The 14180-nt window shown below is 73.5% G+C and carries 13 protein-coding genes; 10 read left to right on the top strand and 3 right to left on the bottom strand.

Features of this window, described 5'->3' with window-relative positions; all coding sequences use genetic code 11:
- Window positions 1-6 precede the first annotated feature (6 nt).
- From J3P32_RS02770 to J3P32_RS02760, 3 genes are read left to right on the top strand one after another with little or no spacing between them, the layout of a single operon-like run.
- A complete protein-coding gene (locus J3P32_RS02770) occupies window positions 7-1119 on the top strand; it encodes an energy-coupling factor transporter transmembrane component T (RefSeq protein ID WP_210438329.1) in 1113 nt (370 codons plus the stop codon).
- Complete coding sequence (locus tag J3P32_RS02765) at window positions 1116-2720, top strand: ABC transporter ATP-binding protein (protein WP_374222503.1); 1605 nt, start codon at window positions 1116-1118, stop codon at window positions 2718-2720. Before J3P32_RS02770 ends, J3P32_RS02765 begins: the two co-directional genes overlap by 4 nt.
- Complete coding sequence (locus J3P32_RS02760) at window positions 2717-3544, top strand: ECF transporter S component (RefSeq protein ID WP_307861567.1); 828 nt, start codon at window positions 2717-2719, stop codon at window positions 3542-3544. Before J3P32_RS02765 ends, J3P32_RS02760 begins: the two co-directional genes overlap by 4 nt.
- Window positions 3545-3571: 27 nt before the next feature.
- Here the strand turns inward: J3P32_RS02760 and J3P32_RS02755 are convergent, their stop codons facing one another.
- Genes J3P32_RS02755 through J3P32_RS02745 form a run of 3 tightly spaced genes read right to left on the bottom strand, consistent with a single transcriptional unit; the run spans window position 3572 to window position 6242 of the window.
- The gene (locus tag J3P32_RS02755; protein WP_246849859.1) at window positions 3572-4753 is read right to left on the bottom strand and encodes a PQQ-dependent sugar dehydrogenase; all 1182 of its coding nucleotides are present in this window, start codon (window positions 4751-4753) and stop codon (window positions 3572-3574) included.
- 10 nt (window positions 4754-4763) lie between these two features.
- The gene (locus J3P32_RS02750) at window positions 4764-5651 is read right to left on the bottom strand and encodes an EamA family transporter (protein WP_210438328.1); all 888 of its coding nucleotides are present in this window, start codon (window positions 5649-5651) and stop codon (window positions 4764-4766) included.
- 9 nt (window positions 5652-5660) lie between these two features.
- Window positions 5661-6242, bottom strand: coding sequence for a PadR family transcriptional regulator (locus J3P32_RS02745; RefSeq protein ID WP_210438327.1), 582 nt, complete (start codon window positions 6240-6242; stop codon window positions 5661-5663).
- A gap of 67 nt (window positions 6243-6309) precedes the next feature.
- On the opposite strand from J3P32_RS02745, the gene J3P32_RS02740 reads away from it, so the two are divergent.
- The 7 genes from J3P32_RS02740 (at window position 6310) to J3P32_RS02710 (ending at window position 14180) form a co-directional block, all read left to right on the top strand.
- On the top strand, window positions 6310-7347 hold the full coding sequence (locus J3P32_RS02740) for an ATP-binding cassette domain-containing protein (RefSeq protein WP_210438326.1): 1038 nt from the start codon (window positions 6310-6312) through the stop codon (window positions 7345-7347).
- A complete protein-coding gene (locus J3P32_RS02735; RefSeq protein WP_210438325.1) occupies window positions 7344-8183 on the top strand; it encodes an ABC transporter permease in 840 nt (279 codons plus the stop codon). Before J3P32_RS02740 ends, J3P32_RS02735 begins: the two co-directional genes overlap by 4 nt.
- A gap of 49 nt (window positions 8184-8232) precedes the next feature.
- Window positions 8233-9336, top strand: coding sequence for a WD40/YVTN/BNR-like repeat-containing protein (locus J3P32_RS02730; RefSeq protein ID WP_210438324.1), 1104 nt, complete (start codon window positions 8233-8235; stop codon window positions 9334-9336).
- Between the two features lie 429 nt (window positions 9337-9765).
- Window positions 9766-10398, top strand: a complete 633-nt coding sequence (locus J3P32_RS02725; RefSeq protein ID WP_210438323.1) for a helix-turn-helix domain-containing protein — start codon at window positions 9766-9768, stop codon at window positions 10396-10398.
- Between the two features lie 60 nt (window positions 10399-10458).
- On the top strand, window positions 10459-12150 hold the full coding sequence (ilvD, locus tag J3P32_RS02720; RefSeq protein WP_210438322.1) for a dihydroxy-acid dehydratase: 1692 nt from the start codon (window positions 10459-10461) through the stop codon (window positions 12148-12150).
- 42 nt (window positions 12151-12192) lie between these two features.
- Complete coding sequence (gene kynU, locus J3P32_RS02715) at window positions 12193-13413, top strand: kynureninase (protein ID WP_210438321.1); 1221 nt, start codon at window positions 12193-12195, stop codon at window positions 13411-13413.
- A complete protein-coding gene (locus J3P32_RS02710) occupies window positions 13410-14180 on the top strand; it encodes a GNAT family N-acetyltransferase (RefSeq protein WP_210438320.1) in 771 nt (256 codons plus the stop codon). Before kynU ends, J3P32_RS02710 begins: the two co-directional genes overlap by 4 nt.

Below are 14180 nucleotides of genomic sequence, written 5' to 3'. Positions count from 1 at the left end.
CGCGTCGTGACCGGATCGGCGCTCCCCCGCACGGGGCTGCCGCGTGACCTGCACCCGCTCGCCTGGTGGTCCTGGGCGATCGGGCTGGCCACCGCGGCCTCGCTGACCACGAACCCGCTGCTGCTGCTCCTGCTGATGGGCTCGGCGACGGTGGTGGTGGTGGCACGCCGATCCGGTCATCCCTTCGGTCGCTCGTTCCGGCTGTACGCCGCGCTCGCGGCGGCGACCGTGGTCCTGCGGGTCGTCTTCCGGATCCTCTTCGGCGGCCAGGAGGTCGGCAACGTGCTGCTCGACCTCCCGGAGGTGCCGCTGCCCGACTGGGCCGCAGGCATCCGGCTGCTCGGCCCGATCACCAGCGAGGCGCTCCTGGCGGGGCTCTACGACGGGCTCCGCCTCGCCGCGATCATCCTCTGCGTCGGAGCGGCGAACGCCCTCGCCAACCCCAAGCGCCTGCTCGCCTCGGTGCCGCCGGCGCTCTACGAGATCGGCACCGCGCTGGTCGTCGCGGTGACGATCTTCCCGCAGCTCGCCGACAGCGCCCGCCGGGTGCGGGCGGCGCAGGCGCTGCGCGGCGGGACGACCACGGGGGTCGGCCGGCTCCGCCGCTTCCTCGTCCCCGTCATCGAGGACGCGCTCGAACGGTCCCTGGCGCTCGCCGCCGGGATGGACACCCGGGGCTACGGACGCTCGGGTGGGGCGGCCACGCGGGAGCGGTGGCTGACCGGTGGCCTGCTGCTCCTGGCGCTGACCGGCATCTGCGTGGGGACGTACGCTTGGCTGGACCCGACGGCGCCCCGGGTGCTGGCGCTCCCGATGCTCGGTGCTGGGGTGGGAGTCGCGGTGCTGGGCCTGGTCAGCGCCGGCCGGCGGGTGCAGCGCACCCGCTACCGGCCCGACCCGTGGCGTGCCGCCGAGCTGTCGACGCTCGCGGTCGGGCTCGTCGTGGCCGTGCTCGGCTGGTACGTCGGCCACGCCCAGGTGGTCGTCGCCTACCCGCAGGTCGACGTCGTCCCGTACCTCTCGCCGCTCGCCCTCGCGGTCGGCGTCCTCGGCACGCTCCCCGCCGTGGCCACCCCGGTCCCGGCCAGCGCGCTCGCCCACCGCGAGGTGACCGCGTGACCCTGCACGGCGCGGTGGAGCTCCGCGGCATCACCTTCCGCTACGACGAGCACGAGGTGCTCCGCGACGTCGACCTCACCCTCGACGAGGGCGAGCTGGTGCTCGTCTCCGGCCGCACCGGGATCGGGAAGTCGACGCTCCTCGGCGTCGTGACGGGGCTGGTTCCCCGCTTCACCGGCGGCGTGCTCACCGGCGACGTGCTCGTCGGCGGCAGGAGCGTGGTCGCACAGCCGCCGCGCGAGCGTGCCCACGTCGTCGGCTACGTCGGCCAGGACCCGCTCGCCGGGTTCGTCACGGACTCGGTCGAGGAGGAGCTCGCCTACGGCATGGAGCAGCTCGGCACGGCGCCGGGCACGATGCGCCGCCGCGTCGAGGAGACCCTCGACCTCCTCGGCATCGCCGACCTCCGGGCCCGCGACCTGCGCACGCTCTCCGGCGGCCAGCAGCAGCGCGTCGCGATCGGGGCGGTGCTCACCACGCACCCGCGGGTGCTCGTCCTCGACGAGCCGACCTCCGCGCTCGACCCCACCGCGGCGGAGGACGTCCTCGCGACGATCACCCGGCTGGTCCACGACCTCGGGCTCACCGTCCTGCTCGCCGAGCACCGGCTCGAGCGCGTCGTGCCGTTCGCGGACCGGATCTGCCTCGTCACCGGCGACGGAGGGATCCGGGTCGACGCGCCGCAGCCGGTGCTGGTCGACTCACCCGTCGCTCCGCCGCTGGTCCACCTCGGCCGCGCCGTCGGGTGGGACCCGCTCCCGCTGACGGTGCGCGACGCCCGCCGGCGGGCGCGGTCGCTGCCGGACCTGGCCGCGCCACCCGGCGTACCTGCTCCGGGCGGGGCACCGCTGCTGGCCGCCCGCGGCGTCACCGTCGTCCACGGCCGCCACGTCGCGGTCCGCGAGCTCGACCTCACGCTGTCGGCAGGCAGGGTCACCGTGCTGATGGGGCGCAACGGCTCCGGCAAGTCCAGCCTCATCTGGGCGCTGCAGGGCACCGGCAAGCGCCGGTCGGGGACGGTCGACGTCGACGGAGCCGACCCCGCCGCCCTCGCGCCGGCCGAGCGGCGTACGCGCGTCGGACTCGTGCCGCAGACGGCGGCCGACCTGCTCTACCTCGAGACCGTCGACGAGGAGTGCGCAGCCGCGGACACCGGCGCCGAGGTGGCGCCCGGCACCTGCTGGGCGCTCCTCGACCGGCTCGTCCCCGGCGTCGACCGCGCCAGCCACCCGCGCGACCTCTCGGAGGGCCAGCGCCTGGCCCTGGCCCTCGCGATCGTGCTCACCGCCCGCCCGCCGGTCGTCCTGCTCGACGAGCCCACGCGAGGCCTGGACTACGCCGGCAAGGCCGAGCTCGCCCGCATCGTGGCCGGCCTCGCGGCCGACCGCCACGCGGTGCTGCTCGCCACCCACGACGTCGAGTTCGCCGCCCACGTCGCCGACGAGGTCGTGGTGATGGCGGAGGGCGAGGTTGTCTCGAGCGGCCCGCCGCGCCGGGTGCTCGCGGAGTCGCCGTCGTTCGCGCCGCAGGTCACCAAGGTGCTCGGCGATCCCTGGCTCACCGTCGAGGAAGTCGCGGCGGCGCTCGGAGACACCCGGTGAGCATCCTCCGTCCGCACCCCGTCGCCCTGCCGATCGGACCGCGCACCGCTGCCGTCCTGCTCGTCGCCTCCGTGGCCGGCCTGATGATGCTGTGCTGGCCGCTCCTGCTCGAGGCCTCGCCCGGGGACCGGGTCGAGCCTCCCTTCGTCTTCCTGGCGCTCCTGCCGCTCGTGATGGTGGTCGTGCTGGCGGAGATGGGGGAGGGCGGCATGGACTCCCGCGTGCTGGCGGTGCTCGGCGTGCTCTCCGCCATCAACGCCGTGCTGCGGGGCCTCGGCGCCGGCACCGCGGGGATCGAGCTCGTCTTCTTCCTGCTGGTGCTGGCCGGGCGCGTCTTCGGAGCCGGATTCGGGTTCGTGCTCGGCTGCACCTCGCTGTTCGCGTCCGCGCTGCTCACCGCCGGCGTCGGGCCCTGGCTGCCGTTCCAGATGATCTGCGCCGCCTGGGTCGGCATGGGCGCCGGCCTCCTGCCGCGCCGGTTCGGCGGCCGCGCCGAGATCGCCATGCTCGTGGCGTACGCCGTGGTGGCGTCCTACCTCTACGGTCTGCTGATGAACCTCAGCAGCTGGCCCTTCGCGCTCGGCATCGTGGTCCCCGGCCACGAGGGCTCGCTGGCCTACGTCGCGGGTGCGCCCGTGCTGGAGAACGCCCACCGGTTCCTGGTCTACACGCTGCTCACCTCCACCGGCGGCTGGGACACCGGGCGGGCGGTGACCACCGCCATCGCGATCGTGGTCCTCGGGCCGGCGATCCTCACCACGCTGCGCCGCGCCGCCCGCCGCGCCGTCGTGCAGCGCGAGCCGGCCGGCCACGCTGTGCGGTGAGTCGCTCAGCAACTCGAGCAGCGCGGCTCAGGGCTCGACCTGCACGATCCGGTCGTCGGCCGGCGTCGGGTTGCCACGGCCGTCCTGGTTCGAGGTGGTGAGCCAGAGCAGACCGTCCGGTGCGACGGCGATCGTGCGCAGGCGGCCGTAGTCCTCGGTGAAGAACGCCGTCGGCCGCGACGCCCTGCCGGCCGGCGAGACCTCGATCCGCCACAGCCGCTGGCCGCGGAGGCCGGCCATCCACAGGTGCCCGTCCGCGTAGGCCAGCCCGCTCGGAGAGGCCTGCTCCACCGGCCACACCAGCTCGGGGTCGACGAAGTCGGGGCCTCCGCCGGTGCCCTCGACCTCGGGCCAGCCGTAGTTGCCGCCCTTCTCGACGAGGTTGAGCTCGTCCCACGTCGAGTCGCCGAACTCCGAGGCCCACAGGCGCCCCGCGTCGTCCCACGCCAGGCCCTGGACGTTGCGGTGGCCGAGCGACCACACGGGCGAACCGGGGTCCGGGTTGCCCGGGGCGGGCTCGCCGTCGGCGGTGATCCGCAGGATCTTGCCCGCCAGGCTGTCGGGATCCTGCGCGAGCTCCGGGTCCCCGGTCTCGCCGGTCGTGACGTAGAGGCGCCCGTCGGGACCGAAGGCGATGCGCCCGCCGTCGTGGATGAACCCCGCCGGGATGCCGTCGAGCACGACGGTCGGCTCGCCGAGCCGTTCGCCGTCGACCTGCGCCTTGACCACGCGGTTGTCCGCCCCCGTGGTCAGGTAGAAGAACACCGTCGAGTCGGTGTCGAAGTCCGGCGAGACCGCGACGCCCAGCAGGCCGGCCTCGCCCTGCGGCACGACCGATCCGATCGAGCCGAGCCGGGTGCGCCTGCCGTCGGGGGAGACCCGCAGGACCAGGCCGGTCATCCGCTCGGTGACCACCGCGTCGCCGTCGGGGAGGAAGTCGACGCCCCACGGGACCTCGAGCTGGTCGACGAGCGTGCCGACCGCCCGCGGGGCGCGTCGACGCTGATCGCCGCCCGGCTCCGCCTCGCTGCTCGTGTCGCTGGGCGTGGGCTGGCTCGGCACGTCGGTCGGCTGCGTGGTGCGCGGCAGCGGCTCCGGCGTGCTGCTGGAGCACCCGGTCGTCACCGCGAGCGCGAGGGCGAGCGCGCCGAGCGCCAGACGCGGTCCCCTGTTGCCCCTGGCCATGTCGCCCGTCATGTCGCCCGTCATGTCGCCCCCGTCATGTCGCCAGTGTGCCGGGTGCCGCCGAACGCTCGACCGGCGCCGGAGCGGAGCGGGTCGCGCCGATCGAGGCGGCGACCACGCAGGCGATGGCGAGCCACTGCACCGCCGAGAGGTGCTCGTCCAGCACGACGATGGCAGCCAGGGCCGCCGCCGCCGGCTCGACGCTCATCAGGATGCCGAACACCGCCGGACGCAGGCTGCGCAGCGCGACGAGCTCGCAGCTGTAGGGGATGACCGAGCTCAGGAGGCCGACGAGCGCACCGATGAGGAGCACCCGGCCGTCCCACAGCGACGTACCCGCCGTCAGCAGGGCGGGCAGCGTCATGCCCAACGCGGCGAGCACGCTCGCGACAGCGAGGCCGTCGAAGCCCGCCCACCGGCGCCCGGTGCTCGCGCTGAGCAGGATGTACGCCGCCCACGCGGCCCCGGCGAGCAGGGCGTAGGCGACGCCCAGGAGGTCCAGGTCGGTGCGCTGGAGGCCGAGGAGGGCGACGCCGCTGCCCGCGAGCAGCACCCAGACGAGGTCGCGCGCGCGGTGCGACCCGAGCACGGCGAGCGTCAGCGGGCCGACGAACTCGATCGCGACCGCGAGTCCGAGGGGGATGCGCGAGAAGGACTGGTAGATCGCCCAGTTCATCGTCGCCAGGCTGGCACCGAAGCCGAGCACGACGAACCAGTCGTGCCGGCTGCGCCCGCCGAGGCGGGGACGGGCGATCGCGGCGAGCACGACGGCGCTGGTCACCAGTCGCAGCCACACCATCGCCGTCGGGGAGATCTCACCGAAGAGGCCCTTCGCGATGGCGGCGCCGACCTGCACCGACAGGATGCCCACGAGGACGAGGCCGACGGGCCCGAGCAGTGCCCGGCTCGGTCGCGACGTCACCGGGCCACCCTAGTCAGCGGCGTCGTCGTCCCTCGGCCCGGTCTCGTCGAGACTGGCGAGCGCGCGCCTGGCGTGGCGGGTCTCGGCGGCGAAGTAGTCCAGTCCCCAGTCCGCCACCATCGACGGGAACCGGAACGGCTCGCCCGGGCGGTCGGCCCCGCGCAGGGCCTCGCGCACGGCGGCGAGGTCGGCCCTGGCGCGGTCGAGCTCGTCGAGGTAGTCGTCCAGCATCCGCCGCGTGGTCCCCGGCTCGGTCGCGTGGCCGATCAGCAGGCGCAGCAGCACCGTGTGCTTGAGCACCGGGAAGCCGGCCGGAGTGCCCTCCATCCAGTCGCGCAGCGCGGCCTGGCCGGCGCCGGTGATCGCGTACGACGTCACCTCCCGGCCACCCTCGGCACGGGCGTCCGCGCGCACCAGTCCGTGCTCGGTGAGCCGGCGCAGCTCGGTGTAGACCTGGCTCATCGCGGGCGCGACCCAGTAGAAGCGCAACGTGATGTCGGCGCGCTGCTTGATCTCGTACCCCGTCAGCTCGTCGCCGAACGTGAGGAGGCCGAGGATCGCGTACCCGGTCACCGGGATGTCTTGACTCATGGCGTTCCGAGAGTAGTGTTCCTAATCGGAATAGTCACGGAGGGACACGAGGGACGGGGACGACGGGGTGACGCACGAGCACGCGATCGAGGCGGACGGACTGGTCAAGCAGTTCGGGGACACGCTGGCAGTGGACGACGTCAGCTTCGCGGTACCGAGGGGGTCGGTCCTGGGCCTCCTGGGACCGAACGGGGCCGGCAAGACGACCACCGTCCGGATGATGACGACACTGACCAAGCCCACCCGCGGCACCGCGCGCGTGGCCGGGCACGACATCCTGACCGAGCCGGCCGCCGTACGCCGCGCGATGGGCCTGACCGGCCAGTCGGCGACGGTCGACGAGCTGCTCACCGGTCGGGAGAACATCTGGCTCATCGGCAGCCTGTACGGCCTCGACCGGCGCACGATCGACCGGGTTGGCGGCGAGCTGCTGGAGCGGTTCTCGCTCAGCGACGCCGCCGACCGCGTGGTGAAGACCTACTCCGGTGGAATGCGCCGGCGGCTGGACCTGGCGGTGAGCCTCGTGGCGACACCGCCGGTGCTCTTCCTCGACGAGCCCACCACGGGCCTCGACCCGCGCAGCCGGGTCGAGCTGTGGGACGTCCTGCGCGACCTGGTCGACGACGGGACGACGCTGCTGCTCACCACCCAGTACCTCGAGGAGGCTGACCAGCTCGCCGACGACATCGTCGTGATCGACCGCGGCACGGTGATCGCGCACGGGACGCCGCTGCAGCTCAAGGACGCGTCCGGCAAGGCCGCCCTCGTCGTCACGGTCTCCCGACCCGACGACCTGCCCGCGGCGGTGGAGCGCGTGCGGGAGGCGGGTCTCGAGGTGCACGTCGAGGAGTCCGCCCGCCGGATCACCGCGCCGGCCGAGGGGCTCTCCGACATCACCCGCATCGCCGCCCTCTTCGACGGCAGCGGCATCGAGATCGACGACCTAGGCCTCCAGCGGCCCAGCCTCGACGACGTCTTCCTCAACCTCACCGGCCACCGGGCCGAGGAGGCCGAGCCGGCGGGTGGTCCCGACGGCTCCGGTGCCGACCCGTCGGCCGGGCCCGCCGCCGGCCACACGACCGAGGACGAGGAGGTGCGGGCATGAGCCACACGCCGTACGGCGCCCTGGAGCGCCCCGAGATCCGCCACACCTCGCTGTGGCACCAGTCCGTGACGATCTTCCGGCGCAACCTCATCCACATCAAGCGGATGCCGGAGATGCTGCTTGACGTCACCATCCAGCCGGTGATGTTCGTGCTGCTGTTCGCCTACGTCTTCGGCGGGGCGATCGCGGTCGCGGCGCCGGCCGGCTACCGCGAGTGGTTGCTGGGCGGGATCATGGGCCAGACCATCGCGTTCGCGTCGTTCATCGTGGCGGTCGGCCTGACCGCCGACATCGACAAGGGCGTCGTCGACCGGTTCCGGTCGCTGCCGATCAACCCGGCGGCGATCCTGGTCGGTCGCTCGATGTCCAGCCTGACCCACTCGTTCATCGGCATCATCGTGATGTCGCTGACCGGCCTGGTCGTGGGCTGGCGGATCCGCGGCTCCGCCCTCGACGCGCTGGCGGCGTACGGGCTGCTGCTGCTCTGGGGCTTCGCGATGATCTGGGTCGGCATCCTCGTCGGCTCGGCGATGCGCTCGGTCGAGGCCGTCAACGGCGTCATGTTCACCACGATGTTCCCGCTGACGTTCCTCTCGAACGCGTTCGCGCCGTCGGAGCGGATGGGCACGGTCCTGCGGGCGATCGCGGAGTGGAACCCGATCTCCGCGCTTGTCCAGGCCGTGCGCGAGCTCTGGGGCAACACCGGTCCGGCCCCGGCCGACGCGCACCTGCCGATGCAGCACCCCGTGCTCTTCACGGTCCTGTGGACGGTGGCGATCACGGCGGTCGTCGCGCCGCTGTCCCTGAAGGTCTTCCGCAACCGCACGATGCAGTGAACCGTCCCGTGAGCGCCGCCGCCGCCCGTCCCCACACCAAGGAGCCCCCATGTCGCGCACGCTGCTGATGGTCGGTACCCGCAAGGGCATGTGGCTGGGGACCTCCGACGAGGCCCGGACGTCGTGGGAGTGGACCGGGCCGCACTTCCCGATGGAGGAGGTCTACTCGGTCATGGTCGACACTCGCGGCCCATCCACGCGGTCGCTGGCGGGGGCGTCGTCGAGCTGGCTGGGTCCGCAGGTGTGGCGCTCCGACGACCTCGGCGCCACCTGGGACGAGACGCCCAACGGTGCGGTCCGCTTCCCCGAGGACACCGGCGCCACGCTGGCCCGCGTGTGGCAGCTGCAGCCCGGGCCGTCGGAGGACGGCGGCGACGGCGTCGTGTGGGCCGGGACCGAGCCGGGCGCGGTGTTCCGCTCCACCGACCGGGGCGAGACCTTCTCGCTCGTGCGCGGCCTGTGGGACCACCCCCACCGCGCCGAGTGGGACCAGGGGTTCGGCGGCCAGGCGTTCCACACCATCCTGCCGCACCCCGCCGACCCCTCCCGCGTGCTCGCTGCGCTGTCGACGGGCGGCGTCTACGTCACCGCGGACGGCGGGTCCACGTGGGCGGCGTCCAACACCGGGGTGAAGGCCGAGTTCTTCCCGGGCGACCGTCACTACCCGGAGTTCGGCCAGTGCGTGCACAAGGTCGCACGGGACGCCGTCGATCCCGAGCGGCTCTACCTGCAGAACCACGGCGGCGTGTACCGCTCGGACGACGGTGGCGCCTCCTGGCAGGACATCGCCCCCGGTCTGCCGACCGAGTTCGGGTTCGCGATCGTGGCGCACCCGCACCGCGCCGACACGGCGTACAACTTCCCGATCGCCGGGGCCGAGGCGCGCTGGCCCGTCGACGGCAAGGCCCGGGTCTACCGGACCACGGACGCCGGCGCGTCCTGGGAGCCGCTCGGCGAGGGGATGCTCCCCGACGGCTACTTCACCGCCGTGATGCGCGACGCCATGTGCGCCGACGACCACGAGCAGCCCGGGCTTTACTTCGGTGGCCGCAACGGCGGCGTGTGGGCCTCGCCCGACGAGGGCGCGACGTGGCAGGAGATCCACAAGGACCTGCCGGACGTGCTCGTCGTCCGTGCCGCCCGGCTCGCCTGAGTCCTTCCGGGCGGGGGTGGCCGGCCTGCTTGTGCTCGCGCTGCGCCCGGTCGTGGCGGACCCCGGAACTGCAATCCGCCCGTGGGCGCCGGGAGGCCGAGCGGGCCTCAGTCGCGTCCTTGCCCGTGAGTCGCTGACCGACTCGAGGTGCGGCACGCCGCCGCCCCGGCCGCTCGCCCGGCTGTTGCCAGTGAGTCGCTGAGCGACTCAGCGACAAGGGGTGGCGGCGGGGCTTCGCGAGATGGAGGAGGCGGGGCCGGTACGCCACCACAGCTCGTCGCCGGCCATCAGACGTCCACAGGCGCGCGGACCGGCGGGTGACCGGGCCCGCTGTGGACGACGTCCGGCGTCCGTCCGCGGGCTCGGCTGTGATGGCCGCACCGGCGCCGAAGAGACGCGCCGGTGGTCACAGCGGAGAGGAGACAGGTGGTGGACGGTACGACGGTCGGCGCGGCGGTGACCGAGGCCGAGGAGGAGTGGTTGTGCATGGGGCCGTTCCCGGGCGGGGTCCCCGGGCTGGTCCGACGGATCCGACGGATCCTCGACGTCTCGCAACGGGGGCTGGCGCAGGCGCTGGAGGTGTCGCAGTCCGCGGTGGCCCGGTGGGAGACCGGACGCACGAGCCCCCGCGCCAGCGTCCTCCAGGCGCTGCTCGAGCTGGCACGGCTCGAGGTCGGCTTCAGCGACCGCGAATCCGGTGAGCCGGTGGAGCCGATGCGCGCCGACGGGGCACGCACGCGCGGAAGCCGGTTCCCGGCGCACGCCGACCTGCGTGTGGCGGGGTGGTGGGTGCCCCGGCGGCTACGGGCGATGACCTCGATCGAGGCGCTCGGGTGGCCACGACGGTCCCGCGCGGCGAAGGACCCGGCGATCGGCTACCACGGGCCCTGGCGCAAGCACCTCGAACGGAACCTGTTCGGCACCCCGGTCGACCACCCCGCCCGCCACCAGCTGGTCGCGGAGATGGTGCACCTCGACGAGGTCCGCGAGGAACGGCGGCGCCGCCGCCTGCAGCAACAGGGCGAGCAGGCGAGCGTCCGGTCCGGCACATGGCCGGGCTGACTCGGCGCCGGCGGTGAGACGAGCGCCGGAGGGTGCGGGCGCGCCGATTAGCCTGCAGGCATGACCCACGCAGCCGAGGGACCGGACATCAAGCCCCGCAGTCGCGACGTCACCGACGGCCTCGAGAAGGCCGCCGCCCGCGGCATGCTCCGCGCGGTGGGGATGGGTGACGACGACTGGGAGAAGCCGCAGATCGGCGTCGCGTCGAGCTGGAACGAGATCACGCCCTGCAACCTCTCGCTGGACCGCCTGGCCAAGGCGGTCAAGAACGGCGTGCACGCCGGCGGCGGCTACCCGCTCGAGTTCGGCACGATCTCGGTCTCCGACGGCATCTCCATGGGGCACGAGGGGATGCACTTCTCCCTCGTCAGCCGTGAGGTCATCGCCGACTCGGTGGAGACCGTGATGATGGCCGAGCGCCTCGACGGGTCGGTCCTCCTCGCGGGGTGCGACAAGTCGCTCCCCGGCATGCTCATGGCGGCCGCGCGCCTCGACCTCGCGAGCGTCTTCCTGTACGCCGGCACGATCATGCCGGGCCAGGTCGACGGGCGCGACGTGACCATCATCGACGCCTTCGAGGCCGTCGGTGCCTGCCTCGCGGGCAAGATCTCGCGTGAGAAGGTCGACGAGATCGAGCGCGCGATCTGTCCCGGCGAGGGTGCCTGCGGCGGTGCGTACACCGCGAACACGATGGCGAGCGTCGCCGAGGCGATCGGCATGTCGCTGCCCGGCAGCTCCTCCCCGCCGGCGGTGGACCGCCGCCGTGACGGGTTCGCCCACAAGTCCGGCGAGGCGGTCGTCAACATGCTGCGCCAGGGCATCACCGCCCGGCAGATCATGACCCGCCCCGCGTTCGAGAACGCCATCGCGATGGCCATGGCGCTCGGCGGCTCGACCAACGCCGTCCTGCACCTCCTCGCCATCGCTCGCGAGGCCGAGGTGGACCTCACGCTCGACGACTTCACCCGCATCGGGCGCAAGGTCCCGCACCTGGCCGACATGAAGCCGTTCGGCCGCTTCGTGTGGACCGACTTCGACCGGGTCGGCGGCATCCCGGTGCTGCTGCGGGCGCTGCTCGACGCCGGTCACCTCCACGGCGACGTGCTCACCTGCACCGGCAAGACGATGGCGGAGAACCTCGCCGACCTCGACCCGAAGCCGCTCGACGGCGAGATCCTGCGCCAGCTGGACCGGCCGATCCACGCCACGGGGGGCCTCACGATCCTCAAGGGCTCGCTCGCCCCCGAGGGCGCGGTGGTCAAGAGCGCCGGATTCGACGACTCCACCTTCACCGGCACCGCCCGGGTCTTCGACGGCGAGCGCAAGGCCCTCGACGCCCTCGCCGACGGCGCGATCCAGGCCGGCGACGTCGTCGTCATTCGCTACGAGGGCCCTAAGGGCGGTCCCGGCATGCGCGAGATGCTCGCGATCACCGGGGCGATCAAGGGCGCCGGCCTCGGCAAGGACGTGCTGCTGATCACCGACGGCCGGTTCTCCGGCGGCACGACCGGCCTCTGCGTCGGCCACATCGCGCCGGAGGCGAGCGACGGCGGTCCGATCGCCTTCCTCCGCGACGGCGACCGGATCACCCTCGACGTCGCCAACATGACGCTCGACGTCCACGTGGACGAGTCCGAGCTGGCCGTGCGCGCCGAGGGCTGGGAGCCGCTCCCGCCGAAGTACACCCGCGGCGTCCTCGGCAAGTACCGCAAGGTCGTCCAGAGCGCCGCTCACGGAGCCGTCTGCTACTGACGCGCCGTCGCTGAAGGGGCGGACGACGGATAGGTTGCCGTGGTGACCAGTCTCCTCCAGCGCGGCGCGGCAGAGCTCGACGCGGCTGACCCCCTCGCCGGGTTCCGCGAGCGCTTCGTCGGCGCCGCCAGCGACCTCGTCTACTTCGACGGCAACTCCCTCGGCCGGCCGGTGGCGACCACGGCCGACCGCCTCACCGCGTTCGTCCAGCAGGACTGGGGCGGGCGCCTGATCCGGGGGTGGGACGAGCAGTGGATGGACCTGCCGACGGCGCTCGGCGACGACCTCGGGCGCGTCGTGCTCGGCGCCACCGCGGGGCAGACCGCGGTCGGTGACTCGACGACCGTCTGGCTCTACAAGCTGATGCGCGCAGCGGTCGACCACGCCTCGCGGACGGACCCCGCTCGCACGGAGATCGTCATCGACACCGACAACTTCCCGACCGACCGCTACGTCGCCGAGGGCATCGCGGCCGAGCGCGGCCTGAGCCTGCGGTGGATCGAGGTCGACACGAGTGCCGGCGTCACCGCGGACCAGCTGCGCGAGGCGGTCACCGAGCGCACAGCCCTCGTCGTGCTGAACCACGTCTCCTACCGCTCCGCCTGGCTCGCCGACGCGCCGGAGCTGACGCGGATCGCCCACGACGCGGGGGCACTCGTGCTGTGGGACCTCTGCCACTCGGCCGGCGTCGTCCCGGTCGCCCTCGACGCGTGGGACGTCGACCTGGCGGTCGGCTGCACGTACAAGTACCTCAACGGCGGTCCCGGCTCGCCGGCCTTCGGCTACGTCAACACCCGGCTCCAGGGCGAGCTCACCCAGCCCATCCAGGGCTGGATGGGCCATGCCGACCCGTTCCGCATGGGCCCCGGCTACACCCCCGCCGCCGGCATCCGTCGGTTCATCTCCGGCACGCCGCCGATCCTCGGCATGGTCGCGATGCAGCAGATGCTCGAGCTGGTCGAGGAGGCGGGCATCGAGGCGATCCGCGCCAAGTCCGTCGCGCTGACGTCGTACGCCGTCGACCTCGCCGACGCGACCCTGCCCGAGGTCACCCTCGCGTCGCCGCGCGACGCCCAGCGGCGCGGCGGTCACGTGACGCTCCACCACGACCGGATGCGGGAGGTGACCGCCCGGCTCTGGGAGCGCGACGTGATCCCGGACTACCGCGACCCCGGCGGGCTGCGAATCGGGCTGTCGCCGCTGTCGACGTCGTACGACGAGGTCGAGCGTGGCATGGCCGCGGTCGCGGAGGCCCTGCGGTGAGCGCGCCGACGCAGGGCCCGCGCACCAACGCCCACGGTCAGCGGATCGGCCGGCCGGTGGACTGGGCGCCCGTGCAGCCGCCCGGTGGCAACGTGCTGGAGGGCAAGGGCGTCCGGCTCGAACCGATCGGTCCCCAGCACGTCGACGACCTGCTCGCCGCGGTGTGCGGCCCGGACGACGACCCGCTGTGGACGTACCTCGCCTGGGACCGGCCCCGCGACCGCGAGGAGCTGGCCGACATCGTGCATCGCGGCGCGGCCGACCCCGGCCAGGTGATGTACGCGATCGTGCCGCGCGAGACCGGTCGCGCGGCAGGGTTCTGCTCGCTCATGCGGATCGACCCCGCGATGGGCTCGGTCGAGGTCGGCGGGATCGCCTTCGGCCGGCAGCTCCAGCGCAGCCGAGCCGCCACCGAGGCGATGGCGCTGCTCATGCGCCACGTCTTCGACGACCTCGGCTACCGGCGCTACGAGTGGAAGTGCGACAGCCTCAACGCGCCGTCGCGCCGGGCGGCGATCCGCCTGGGGTTCATCTGGGAGGGGCGCTTCCGCAACGCGGTGGTCTACAAGGGCCGCAACCGCGACACCGACTGGTTCTCCATCACGGACCTGGAGTGGCCGCGCGTGCGCCAGGCCCTCGACGACTGGCTCGACGACCGCAACTTCGACTCGATGGGCCGCCAGCGCGTCCGCCTCGCCGCTCGACCGCCCCAGCCCGACCAGCCCGACCAGCCCGACCAGGCCAACCGCGCCGACGCGGAGCGATGA

Origin of the sequence: Nocardioides xinjiangensis, assembly GCF_017916385.1 — a bacterium.
Taxonomy (GTDB): domain Bacteria; phylum Actinomycetota; class Actinomycetes; order Propionibacteriales; family Nocardioidaceae; genus Nocardioides; species Nocardioides xinjiangensis.
The sequence above is the reverse complement of the archived record's forward strand: the minus strand, read 5'-3'. Positions and strand labels throughout refer to the sequence as shown.

Bases quoted from the DNA above. Each gene is read 5' to 3' on its own strand.
- ilvD (WP_210438322.1), top strand. From the start codon at position 10,459: ATGACCCACGCAGCCGAGGGACCGGACATCAAGCCCCGCAGTCGCGAC.
- J3P32_RS02745 (WP_210438327.1), bottom strand. From the start codon at position 6,242: ATGAGTCAAGACATCCCGGTGACCGGGTACGCGATCCTCGGCCTCCTC.
- J3P32_RS02735 (WP_210438325.1), top strand. From the start codon at position 7,344: ATGAGCCACACGCCGTACGGCGCCCTGGAGCGCCCCGAGATCCGCCAC.
- J3P32_RS02730 (WP_210438324.1), top strand. From the start codon at position 8,233: ATGTCGCGCACGCTGCTGATGGTCGGTACCCGCAAGGGCATGTGGCTG.
- J3P32_RS02755 (WP_246849859.1), bottom strand. From the start codon at position 4,753: ATGACGGGCGACATGACGGGCGACATGGCCAGGGGCAACAGGGGACCG.